The sequence below is a fragment of the Desulfomonilaceae bacterium genome, from assembly GCA_041662605.1.
Classification (GTDB): Bacteria; Desulfobacterota; Desulfomonilia; order Desulfomonilales; family Desulfomonilaceae; genus CAJBEZ01.
In genome coordinates this window covers 117,055-127,895 of sequence record JBAZSD010000005.1, presented here as the reverse complement: position 1 = coordinate 127,895, position 10,841 = coordinate 117,055, and the positions used below count along the sequence as shown (strand labels likewise).

Below are 10,841 nucleotides of genomic sequence, written 5' to 3'. Positions count from 1 at the left end.
TCTGCTTTGATTTTCTTTCTGAACTACTTCTTGGCGGGCTGCTGCGCGGAAGCGTCAAGATAGCTAATGACCTTATCCGTTATGTCAGGAACGTCCTTGGAATAGATTATGGATTCTTTAAGAAAAACAACAGAGAAGCCTCCCTGCTGCGCTACCTTTGACACGGCGTCATTAATCTCGGCCATCATAGTGTCATTTATCTTCTTTTGTTGTTCAAGGACTAGGGCTTTAAAGTTCTGTTGCTCAAGCTGATAGGCCTGAAATTTGGCCCTAATTTGGTCTTCTATCTTCGTTTTATCTTCTTCTTTGAGACTGGCTTTGCCTTTTTCCAGATTTTCCTGAAGTTGTCTGATTTCGGTTTCCAGCGTCTTCATGTTCGCTGTGGGTTCGGATTGGAATTTTCTAAGTTCGTCCAAGGCTAATTTAATTTTTTGGGATTTATTAGAAATATCAGTCATACTTACGTCAGCCATTTTAAGGCCCTGAGCCTGAGATTGAACAGCCAAACCGACGATAAGTAAAATGGAAATACTTAATGTTAATACAAGTTTCATAACATTTTTTTCTCTCATTGCATCTTCCCCTTGTTTGAGATTAAAACTTCGCAGAGCATACTCTAAAGCCAGCCGTGTGTCTATCATGAACGCTAAGGGCCGGCATCGACAGAACGGAGGACAGGATGAAATTCTTTTGTGGAATGATTTTATCGTTGCTGGTCACAGGAACTTGCATGAACTCCGCTTATGCAGGAGATTTTGGCCTGGCGGAAAATATCTTGTCGCAATATGGCGCGGTCAAATTCGAAAACCATTACACGAGGGTTCCAACAACAGGAAAGTTAATTTCCATAAAAATAACCGATGGGGGTAAGATCTTTTATATATGCAGGGAAAAAAATGGTTATGCGATTTATAATCTTGAAATCCGCCCTTTAGAAGGCTTTAAGGACAAAATAGAACAGGATCTCAAAAACAAACCTCAGAAACTGGAAAAAATACACCCGGATGAATTGCTGCTCACCAAAGAGAGGCATGATTACGAAGTCAACAAAAGGCTGAATAAATATAGTGAAGCCGTGTGGATCAGGAATGAGATAGTGGTTCCACCATCTCACTAAGGTTGAACGGACATAGTTCTGAGGGTTGGTGATAGGATGACCAATGAACCTGAAATGATCGATTTGTTGACAATTGGTACTTCGACATTTTCCTTAAGAGTTCTAATCAGGCTGAAAAATTCGTAGATAATTGTCCATCTTGAGCTTTTCCCGAGTTCGTTTTGAACTCATGTAACGTATTTTTCCAAATACTGAACGTTCAGGCCCCCAAGGTCGGTCATATCGTCCCAAGGCCCAGAATATACCGGTATAGGAATTTGGGTTTCTACCATCCAGGGCGTATTTGTTATTTAATTCTATCATTATTTCAAGGGCATTCTGAGGCGTGACAGTCCATTCAAGGATTTTCTTACCCCAAAGCATTCTTAAGTAATTGTGCATTGTTCCAGTTGATAAAAGCTGTCGTTGGGCCGAGTTCCAAATGACGTCGTGTGTTTCCGCTTTTTCCAGGACTTCAAGATCATAGAGGTATTCTCTCGCGTCAATTTGATGATCGGACAGAGTTTTTTTGGCCCATTCCGGCAGAGATTCATAAGAGTCATAATCATTTCTCAAGGAACACATATTGTAGCCAAGTTCACGCCATGTAACCAGTTCATCAAGAAATGCTTCCGCATTCTCGCTTACCCCCCACCAACCCGATCTCTTACCATCTGTTCTTGAGGAAAGTTTATCCGGAGTCCAATCTTCCGTTCGCATCAGATCCCAAAATATTTGATGAATGGATATGTGTCCCCAGTGAAGGTATGCGGATAATCCGCTAGTCGCTTCAATGTCAGGTTCATTTCTATCACTCGCGTAGTTGTGGAGACGCTGATCTAGAAAAGCGCACAAAGTCTCGGAAGCGGTTTTTGCTCCACCCTGTTTTAAAGCAACCTGAACGTCGTGATCGATTGGGATACGAGACAAATCCCTCCGCGACGAGTTGAGCAGAGAATCTTCAATCGGCTCCCACCTTTTAAAAATATCCACAGGAATTGTTTCCAAAGCAGGCAGTTTCCGATAGGTCACGGGCGCGCTGCTGGGAGAGTCCAATAGATATTTCGGCAAATGCTGCTGTAGGTGTCTCCGGAAGGAAAATGCGCTTGTGAAAACCCTATCAGTTTTAAATAGTGGGAACAATCCATTTGAATCGACCAGATCCATCCGGCAGGTTACTTGTGATGAAGCTGCAAATATCATTTTGGGCAGAAAAAAGCTTGGGAAATGGTCGGTAATTACGATGCATGCGTTTGCGGACAAAGCCTTCAGAAGTCCTTTCCCCGCGTTGGGATAAGGCTCGAGGTAAGGATAGTACAAAACTCCGGAGTCTTTTAGTGCGTCTCGATTGTCTCTCATGCCATCCATGACAAAGTTGTGAAACCTGTCACTCGCCCATTTGTGGCCTGACCTGAGGGCTTCCAGGATGAGCAAAGGCTTTCCAAGTTGTTGAGCCCACATGATGGCCGTATCAAGACTGAAATTCCATTGAACTCTGCGGCTCGAAATCATCCAATAGACTACAAACGCTCCATTTTCATTTACCGATCGATCAGTTAAGGTTCTAACTCTGTAATCCGGAACATTGAACATGTGTCGGTTCCCATTTCAAATATTTTGGGGTTTGTTTAACATTGTATCGTAGATATGAATATTGGATCTATAATTGCCAGTTTTTTTGAAAAGATACGACTTGGAGGATTATTTTAGCATGTTTATTGTGTTTGAGGGTATTGACGGAAGTGGAAAGAGCACGCAAGCCCTTCTGCTAGCGAATCTCTTTAAATCCAGGGGAATCGATTTTGTCCTCACAAGGGAGCCCTCCGGTGGAAAAATTGGAAAAAGACTAAGAAGTCTTTCGGTTAGACTTTCTCCTGAAGAAGAATTCACGCTTTTCCTTGAAGACCGCGTGGATCATGTCAGGACATTGATAGCGCCCGCGTTGGAAGCAGGCAAACATGTAATTTGCGATCGTTATTACTACTCTTCCGCAGCTTACCAGGGCTCACAAGGCTTGGATCCTGTTGGGATTCTCAAAAAAAATCAATCGCTGGCGCTAGTTCCCGACATTGTTTTTCTAATTTGCGTTTCCGTGGAAACAGCCCTTGAGCGAATAGGCAAGTCACGGCCTGCCGGATATTCCATTTTTGAAAAGAGAAGAGACCTTGAAGCTGTATCAGCTATTTATGACACGTTCGACGAACCTGTCATAAAAAGGATTGACGGTAACCAATTAGCTTCTGAGGCGCACGCTGAGATTGTCCGCTGGCTGGAACTGAAAGGGGTTAAATTCTGATTTCATAATATCGTCTTATTCATCTTGAAGACTTCAACCTGCGCAAGTTATGGGCTTAAGCGTTTTACGGCTCATTCCGGGCAGCCCGTCGAGACGGTGCCGACTGAAAAAGTTCACTATGTGAGAATAGTATTCCTCGGGTTGCTCATCGTAAGTGTTATGGCCACAATTAGGAAGGACTGCCAGTTCCCCTTGAGCAAGATTTCGATAAAAGGCTACCCCCTGCTCAACTTCGAAAAGGAAGCTCCTGTCTGGATAAAGAACCAGAGTTGGACAATTTACCAGCTTAAGAATCGGCCTGAGATCAAAAAAATCTTTTCCGTAAGCTCCTCCAAATTGACAAAACTTAGAATAAAATGTCCTGGTTTTTTCTCCATGCCAACCTGTTAATTTCTCCTGTAGTTGAGGTTCCAACTGATCAAAAGTCTTGGTAAATTTCGATAGATTGAATTCGTGCATAGTAGAAGCGCTGTAACATAGTGTGCTTGATATGACCATGTTCTTGATTCGATCTGGATATTTTGCCGCATAATGCGCGGCCAATACTCCTCCCTCGCATTGACCTACGACATAAAAGGAATCAAGGCCGAGCCAATCACGGAATGATTCAAGCTCATTTATGCTTTTTTCCACGAATTCATCGCTAACATAAAAATCAAAGAAGTCCGGTCCTTCTTCTGATTGTCCATACCCTCGTCTATCATAGCAAATCGGCTTGTATCCACTATCTACCAGTTGTGGCAATATTTTATTCCACATCTTGGTACATCCGAAACCATGATGTAGCAACAGAAGGGGGGCTCCATGGCCATGAATTTCGTAGTACAGGTTTATTCCGTTTATATCGACGAAAGACATGATGATGCGCGATCCTCCCTTTTTTCCAGTGAATCCAATATCAATAAATTATCTCTTTTCAGTCTGAAGTATGTTTGCACGGGTGTTCGGCTGAGGTAATATGTTAGTGTATAGGACTTGCGATCATTGTAATGGTCAGGCAGGGTTTTTGCAATTGATTTCAAAAGTTGGGAATCAGGATGGCTATAATTGTGAAGACTTCATGGCGGAGAGAGAGGGATTCGAACCCTCGGAACACCTTGTGGGCATTCACGCGATTTCCAGTCGCGCCCCTTCGGCCACTCGGGCATCTCTCCATTACCATAAAGAATAATTATATAAACAGAATTGATTCTCTGGTCAAGGAGATTTAGTGGAACAATCCAGCCACAAAAAAACGAAATCCGGGTTTGTCGCTATCGTCGGTCTACCAAATGTTGGTAAATCCACCCTCGTAAACCGTCTTTCGCAGACCAACCTCTCAATTGTCACGCCAAAAGCCCAAACCACCCGGAACACCATATCGGTGATTCTTACCCTTCCAGACGCTCAGATCATATTTCAAGACACACCAGGATATCATGAGGCGACCACCGCCCTTAACCAGGCCTTTGTTGAATCTGTATCAAGGACAATAAATCTCACGGACATCATATTGTTTGTCATGGACGGAACAAGAAAGAAATCTCGTGAACTGGATCAGATTGAACAGCTTGTAAGAAGTTCCGGCAAACCTACCATTCTGGCTGTTAATAAAACGGACACCATGGAACAAAGCATTGCTGAACTCTTGATTTCCGGGCTGGCTCAAAGTGGGACATATCAAGCGGTTCTGGGGATAAGCGCTATCACGGGACAAAATTGTGATCTTCTTCTGGAAAAACTTGTTGATATCTTGCCCGAAGGTCCATTTTTGTATGAATCAGATGATCTTAGCGATATGCCGGAGCGATTTTTCGCCACGGAATTGATCAGGGAACAGATCTTGAACCTATTGGGCCAAGAAGTGCCTCATAAAACTGCCGTCGCTATCGAAACTTTCAAGGAAATGGAGAATCGAGTCTTGATCCAGGCAAATATTCATGTGGAACGGGACAGTCAAAAAAAGATTTTAATTGGTCGTAACGGAGCAATGATAAAGAATATAGGAACCCTAGCACGACAGAAAATTCAGGAGTTTTTGGATGTTCCCGTGAGGCTCGAGTTATTTGTTAAAGTTTCGCCAAACTGGACCAAGAGCATTACCAAATTAAAAGAATTCGGCTACCTGGATTCCAAATAGACTTTTAAACGACAATGACAGTCAAGCCTTTGATGAATCAATCCAGCTTTACCGAAAGCCGATCCGCCAATTTTGTTATCTCAGGGGAAAGTTCAGTTTGAGGTTGTTTTCCAGCTTTCCGAAGAATTCTAAATAATGTTATTTGCGCCTCACCAAGTTGCAATGAAATGTCAAGATCTTGGGCCATATCCAGAAATCTAAATATTTCTGATAAAATCGAGTCCTCAGAACCGTTTTTCCCAAGTTTATTTACTAGAACTACTATGTGCTGACTGATCAGTTTTTGAGCCGCGCTGAGATCCAGTTCTATTTTCCAAAAATTTGTGTCAGTGAGCACAGACTCTAATCCTTCAGGAAAAATTTCTTGAGAAAGTTTTTCCAGCTCACGAAGAAACCGTCGATTCAGAACAAATCTAGCGGCGGCTCGGAATGTATCGGGCAGTCTTGCGCCGTGACTAACGATCAATCGAGCGAAGTCTTCATTTTTCTTGTAGAAAGTACCAAGGACTGCCGCCTGCTCCTGGAACATTTTTTTGGTCACGGCCTCTAGAAGCCGCGTTCTCTGTTCGATAAAGAGATCTTTGAAGGCGAAATATTTGTGCGGGAAATATTTGTCCAATTTGCGTATTAATTCCGTGGATGAATCTTTCTTGAAGCAGTTGATCAGGTCCTTTTTAAGATCCTCGTAAACGAGTTGGCCTCCAGAGTAAGCCTGCACTGAGCATCGAAGATCCACAGCTCCAAAATACAGGACAGTGAAAACCACTCGCTGTTCTCGTAGGGTTACTGTGCTCTGAATTCTAGATTGGCCTATCAGCAATATGCGGTCGCCGAATTCTTCTCTCGTGAAATCAATGAGACGCACTTTATACACATAGACTGTTTCAGATACATGAGGTGTGTCGAAAAGGGTGGAAATGGCCACATGCGCCGCGACTTGAGAGAGGTCAACGATCATTGGCGCGACCTTGTCCATGTACAGTTCATCACCATGAATATGTGACTGAGTGTTGCTCACCGCTGGGGAAAGCCCACGAAGAAATTCGTTGATCAATCCTGGATCATAGGACCCGGCAAATTGGAGCGCTCTTGCCGCATAGGCCAGTATCTGCAAAGTTTCTATACCGGTTATGTCATCAAAAAACCACCCACAACTAGTATACATGAGCATTCTGTTTCTTTGCATTTCCAAAAGACTGAGAGCTTCTACCGATTCATTAGGAGTAAATTCACGTTTACTGTGAGTTTTCAAGAATAAGGTTGTTCCCGAACGGTCTTCCAACAGCAGATCTATGTAATCCTCTCGTGCGGCCCATGGATCGTTGAACAGCTCTGCTCCACGTTCCTCGAAATATTTATCAATCCTGTCGCGCACAAGATCAAGAGAACGCCTCAACGGTGCTCTCCACGCCTGATTCCATCCGGGTTTTTGACCTGTCGAACAACCGCAGTCTCTCATCCAACGACCAACTCCGTGAGCGCAACTCCATGAGCTTTGTTCAACGATTTCCACCTGAGCTGTAGGAACAAAATTGGCCAAAAATTCGCCATAATTCGTTAACTTGATTCCCGGTTCATTCAACAGTTGTTCTACGGCGAACGCAAGCGCCATTTCTCCAAATCGATGATGATGCCCATATGATTCACCGTCTGTAGCAATGTTTACAAGTTGCGGCCAAACGCGTTCATCCGAAAAAGCTCGAACCAGACGATCCTTGAAAGTCGTCCCGTTATTGAGCAATCCTTCAAAAGCAATTGCCTGGGATATCGGGCCATCGTAAAAAAAGATAGTGATCTTGCTCCCATTCGGCAGAGAACATATATAAGGCCTCGACGGATCTATAGGAACAGCATTTACCGTATGCCAATAATCATTGGATCTTTCTCTAAAGCGCGCGGCTTGCTGTGGCGAAAGAATAGTAAAAAGGATACCTTGATCAACCAGTATTTCAAGAGTCTCTGAGTCTATAGCTGTTTCAGGAAGCCACATACCCTCCGGGTCGCGCTTGAACCGCTTCTTGAAATCCCTGATGCCCCAAACCACCTGTGTGATTTTGTCCCGACTGGTCGCCAAGGGCATTATAAGATGATTGTATGCTTGAGCTATCGCATTTCCGTGGCCAGATCTTTGAATTTGTGATTTTGCGTCCGCATCCAGAATCGCTTCATACGCCGCTAAGTCATGTTTTTCCATCCAGGAAAGAAGGGTGGGACCAAAATTGAAGCTTAAATGTTCATAGTTGTTTATTACTTCACGGAGCCTGCCTTGACTGTCCAGCAGACGGGCTTCAGAATTTGGTCGATAGCATTCATATGAGATTCTCTCGTTCCAGTCGTGAAAAGGATGGGCCGATTCCTGTTTTTCAACCTCTTCCAGCCACGGATTTTCCCGGGGGGGCTGATAGAAATGCCCGTGAATACAAATGCATCTGGCGCTAGACCCTTCCATCAAAAAACCTCGCCAACATGGACATTAACAAAAAAACCCACCTTTCTTATAAAGCTAGGGTGGGTTTAGATTCTACCAGGAAATTAACTGATTGAATAATTTGTTAAAACTTGCTTATTTCTAACGATGGTATGCCGCTTTCTTGTAAGTTTTGTTCTTCTTGTTAAATGATTTTTTGTAAGTTTTAGTTGTCTTGTTTTTGTAGACTTTATTTTTTTTGTTTGTTTTTGATGAGTTGGACAATTTGGATGTAGTCTTTTTGTCAGAGCTTTTTGTTAGGCTACTCGAGGCTGTTTGTTGACGTGTTTTCTGAAAAGCTTTCGCCAACGCGTCATATGGTTTGGAGTCAGCCAATTTGAAATTATTCAGGGACAGATTATCGCTTGTCACGCCTGCAAGCGCCTGACCTGAAAAACCAGCAAATAGGCATACAACAACAAAAGATACCAGTATAGGTAATCTTGTCATATTTTCTATCTCCTGTTGACATAGATTTGTAGTAACCATACCAAATTTAACGGTAAACGTCAATCAATAAACAAAAGATATGCTTTACAGTATGTTAAACCGATTATAGATAATGAGAATCACCAAAGGTACCGCTGCAGGGCTAACATTAGCGCAAGACCGATTATTACGGCTACCGATACCACGACAAGCAGGTCAGGCAAAGCCGAAAAGACGGCCTCGCCCTTGTTGATATGCACCCTCATCCTGATGAAACGAACTCCTGAAACAATGATCATGAATCCAGCAAGAATAAAGCAGAGTAGGCTCAAATACATCGCGCTGTTCCCGTGGTTTTGGGCGCTCGCGCCTTCTTCAAAAGCGAGGAGATGTCTAAGAAATATTTCGAATTTTTCTATAACGAAGCCAAACGCGAGGAGAGATATACTAGTTCGGGACCAGGACAAAAATGTCCTTTCGTTTGCCATGTGTGTCCGCTGCCAAGCGAGAAAAATCCTGTCATCGTCTTTTACAGCCGGCGGTTTAGAATCCATGTCCTGATTTCGTAATAAAACCATGACTTTTTCGAGAAAACTCAACTTTGCCTCCGAAAATATCACAACCCGACTATTCACAACATAACATCGAAACCTGCGGTCGTATATGGTCTTGCAAAATCTCTCTTATACGTGATGATTTCTGACAAGATTAATAACGAAATTTACTGATTAATAAAATGAGGCAGGGTGGTCTGGAGCAATTATTTTAGAATTTATCCGTAAAAGTAATCTGTCGGATTGAGATCTGAGGCCAGCATTGTCAGGGCGCTAAGATGTCATCCCCTGAATCAACAGCCTGACTCGCGTGTCTCAAATCTCAAATCCTTGAGTCTTGTTTGTGCTATAAATAAGCTAGAAACTTATTTTATTCTCGTTTTTTCTTTCTTTTCCTTCTTTACTTTTTTCTCTTTGGCTTCTCCTTTGACCTTGGCTTTAGCCTTCATCGGTTTGCAGGTATACACTGGTCCGCAGTAGTAGCCATAACAAGGAGGAGCGCAAACTGGAGCATTACAAGCTTTTGCGCCGCTTCCAAAGAACGGCATGTTCAAATTAAAAAAGGCCGATGCCGGCTGAGCATAGAGCCCGGCCACGATGCCAAGGGAAACTGTGAGAGCGATTATTACAAGCAGCTTCTTCATTTTCCGTTACTCCCTAAATGATCAAAAATCGTTTAAGGGGATGATACGGTTCTATTATCATATAGGAGCGGAATTTGTCTATCTATTCAATGACCATTGATTCCTGTTGCGACACATTCTTATCAAGAAAGCTCATAAATTCTTGCGATTTTCTGACGGGCGCATTAAAACAATTCAAACGAAGGCATCATCAACATAATCATAATTATGTCAAATTAATGAAAGGCGTATTATCGCCATGATCATAGTGACTGGCGGAGCGGGTTTTATCGGGAGCAATCTAGTCTGGGAGCTTAACCAGCTTGGTGAACAGAATATATTGATAGTCGACCATCTCGGGTTAGAGGAAAAATGGAAGAATCTCAGAAGGTTAAGATTCCTTGATTTTGAATCCAAGGACGCCTTTATTTCCAAGGCCGAGAAGGGACTGTTTGATCATCAGACCTGGGCCGTTTTCCATTTGGGCGCGTGCAGTTCCACGACTGAGAAAGACGCCGATTATCTCATGGAGAATAATTATGAGTATTCTAGGCGGTTGGCCATGGTTTTTGCGGGAAAACCAGGGCTCCGTTTCATTTACGCTTCCAGCGCGGCCACTTATGGCGATGGCTCTACAGGATACTCAGATGAATTGACGCCTGGTCCGGAACTTCTACCATTGAACATGTATGGTTATTCCAAGCATCTCTTCGACTGTTGGGCGCAAAAAACAGGTTTCCTGAAAAGAGCAGTGGGCCTGAAGTATTTCAATGTTTTCGGGCCTAATGAGTATCACAAAGCCGACATGCGAAGTGTGGTCATTAGGGCGTATTTACAGGCCAAAAAGACGGGAGTTATCAGGCTTTTTAAATCCTATCGCCACGATATCGGAGATGGGGAACAGCGTCGTGATTTCATCTATGTCAAGGACGCTGTCAATGTTACTCTATTTTTCCTTGAGAATCCTGAAGTTAACGGCCTGTTCAATGTTGGAACAGGGCAGGCGAATACATTCAACAGCTTGGCGCGTGCTGTTTTTTCAGCTCTTGATATGCCGAATAATATTGAATATATCGATATGCCTGAGGGGCTTGAAAAACGTTATCAATACTACACTTGCGCTGAACTTGACAAATTAAGGGCGTCAGGGTTTCGTGGAAATTTTCATGACTTGGAAGACGCTGCACGAGATTATGTTCTAAACTATCTTGAGAAAGGCCATGAAATTGAATGACATGTCTCTCCTCAAGATCCAGA

The 10,841-nt window shown here is 43.2% G+C and carries 11 protein-coding genes and 1 tRNA gene; 4 read left to right on the top strand and 8 right to left on the bottom strand.

Annotated features, from left to right (window positions below; translation table 11 throughout):
- Positions 1 to 23 precede the first annotated feature (23 nt).
- Positions 24 to 572: an OmpH family outer membrane protein gene (locus WC647_06020; GenBank protein ID MFA6221852.1), complete on the bottom strand. Its 549-nt coding sequence runs from the start codon at positions 570 to 572 to the stop codon at positions 24 to 26.
- A gap of 107 nt (positions 573 to 679) precedes the next feature.
- Here WC647_06020 and WC647_06015 point away from each other — a divergent pair, with 107 nt between their 5' ends.
- Positions 680 to 1,117: a hypothetical protein gene (locus WC647_06015; protein ID MFA6221851.1), complete on the top strand. Its 438-nt coding sequence runs from the start codon at positions 680 to 682 to the stop codon at positions 1,115 to 1,117.
- A gap of 102 nt (positions 1,118 to 1,219) precedes the next feature.
- Here WC647_06015 and WC647_06010 read toward each other — a convergent pair whose 3' ends face one another.
- Positions 1,220 to 2,689: a hypothetical protein gene (locus tag WC647_06010; protein MFA6221850.1), complete on the bottom strand. Its 1,470-nt coding sequence runs from the start codon at positions 2,687 to 2,689 to the stop codon at positions 1,220 to 1,222.
- A 118-nt stretch (positions 2,690 to 2,807) separates the two neighbouring features.
- Here WC647_06010 and tmk point away from each other — a divergent pair, with 118 nt between their 5' ends.
- Complete coding sequence (gene tmk, locus WC647_06005; protein MFA6221849.1) at positions 2,808 to 3,392, top strand: dTMP kinase; 585 nt, start codon at positions 2,808 to 2,810, stop codon at positions 3,390 to 3,392.
- A 33-nt stretch (positions 3,393 to 3,425) separates the two neighbouring features.
- Here the strand turns inward: tmk and WC647_06000 are convergent, their stop codons facing one another.
- The gene (locus WC647_06000; GenBank protein ID MFA6221848.1) at positions 3,426 to 4,250 is read right to left on the bottom strand and encodes an alpha/beta hydrolase; all 825 of its coding nucleotides are present in this window, start codon (positions 4,248 to 4,250) and stop codon (positions 3,426 to 3,428) included.
- Between the two features lie 203 nt (positions 4,251 to 4,453).
- Positions 4,454 to 4,546 (bottom strand) — tRNA-Ser (locus WC647_05995).
- Between the two features lie 56 nt (positions 4,547 to 4,602).
- Here WC647_05995 and era point away from each other — a divergent pair.
- Positions 4,603 to 5,511: a GTPase Era gene (gene era / locus WC647_05990; protein MFA6221847.1), complete on the top strand. Its 909-nt coding sequence runs from the start codon at positions 4,603 to 4,605 to the stop codon at positions 5,509 to 5,511.
- A 37-nt stretch (positions 5,512 to 5,548) separates the two neighbouring features.
- Here the strand turns inward: era and WC647_05985 are convergent, their stop codons facing one another.
- The 4 genes from WC647_05985 to WC647_05970 form a co-directional block, all read right to left on the bottom strand.
- A complete protein-coding gene (locus WC647_05985; GenBank protein ID MFA6221846.1) occupies positions 5,549 to 7,960 on the bottom strand; it encodes a DUF3536 domain-containing protein in 2,412 nt (803 codons plus the stop codon).
- Positions 7,961 to 8,080: 120 nt separating this feature from the next.
- Positions 8,081 to 8,428: a hypothetical protein gene (locus WC647_05980; protein MFA6221845.1), complete on the bottom strand. Its 348-nt coding sequence runs from the start codon at positions 8,426 to 8,428 to the stop codon at positions 8,081 to 8,083.
- A gap of 119 nt (positions 8,429 to 8,547) precedes the next feature.
- Positions 8,548 to 9,006: a DUF202 domain-containing protein gene (locus WC647_05975; protein ID MFA6221844.1), complete on the bottom strand. Its 459-nt coding sequence runs from the start codon at positions 9,004 to 9,006 to the stop codon at positions 8,548 to 8,550.
- A gap of 320 nt (positions 9,007 to 9,326) precedes the next feature.
- Entirely contained in the window at positions 9,327 to 9,605 is a 279-nt protein-coding gene (locus WC647_05970; protein MFA6221843.1) for a hypothetical protein, read from the bottom strand.
- Between the two features lie 238 nt (positions 9,606 to 9,843).
- Between WC647_05970 and rfaD the strand changes: the two genes are divergently transcribed.
- Positions 9,844 to 10,818 (top strand): ADP-glyceromanno-heptose 6-epimerase, encoded by a 975-nt coding sequence (rfaD, locus tag WC647_05965; protein MFA6221842.1) that lies wholly within the window; start codon positions 9,844 to 9,846, stop codon positions 10,816 to 10,818.
- The last annotated feature ends 23 nt before the right edge of the window (positions 10,819 to 10,841 follow it).

Excerpts from the sequence above, each read along its gene's own strand:
- WC647_05980 (MFA6221845.1), bottom strand. The coding sequence starts at position 8,428 with ATGACAAGATTACCTATACTGGTATCTTTTGTTGTTGTATGCCTATTT.
- WC647_06020 (MFA6221852.1), bottom strand. The coding sequence starts at position 572 with ATGAGAGAAAAAAATGTTATGAAACTTGTATTAACATTAAGTATTTCC.
- tmk (MFA6221849.1), top strand. The coding sequence starts at position 2,808 with ATGTTTATTGTGTTTGAGGGTATTGACGGAAGTGGAAAGAGCACGCAA.
- WC647_06015 (MFA6221851.1), top strand. The coding sequence starts at position 680 with ATGAAATTCTTTTGTGGAATGATTTTATCGTTGCTGGTCACAGGAACT.
- WC647_06010 (MFA6221850.1), bottom strand. The coding sequence starts at position 2,689 with ATGTTCAATGTTCCGGATTACAGAGTTAGAACCTTAACTGATCGATCG.
- WC647_05970 (MFA6221843.1), bottom strand. The coding sequence starts at position 9,605 with ATGAAGAAGCTGCTTGTAATAATCGCTCTCACAGTTTCCCTTGGCATC.
- WC647_06000 (MFA6221848.1), bottom strand. The coding sequence starts at position 4,250 with ATGTCTTTCGTCGATATAAACGGAATAAACCTGTACTACGAAATTCAT.
- rfaD (MFA6221842.1), top strand. The coding sequence starts at position 9,844 with ATGATCATAGTGACTGGCGGAGCGGGTTTTATCGGGAGCAATCTAGTC.
- WC647_05985 (MFA6221846.1), bottom strand. The coding sequence starts at position 7,960 with ATGGAAGGGTCTAGCGCCAGATGCATTTGTATTCACGGGCATTTCTAT.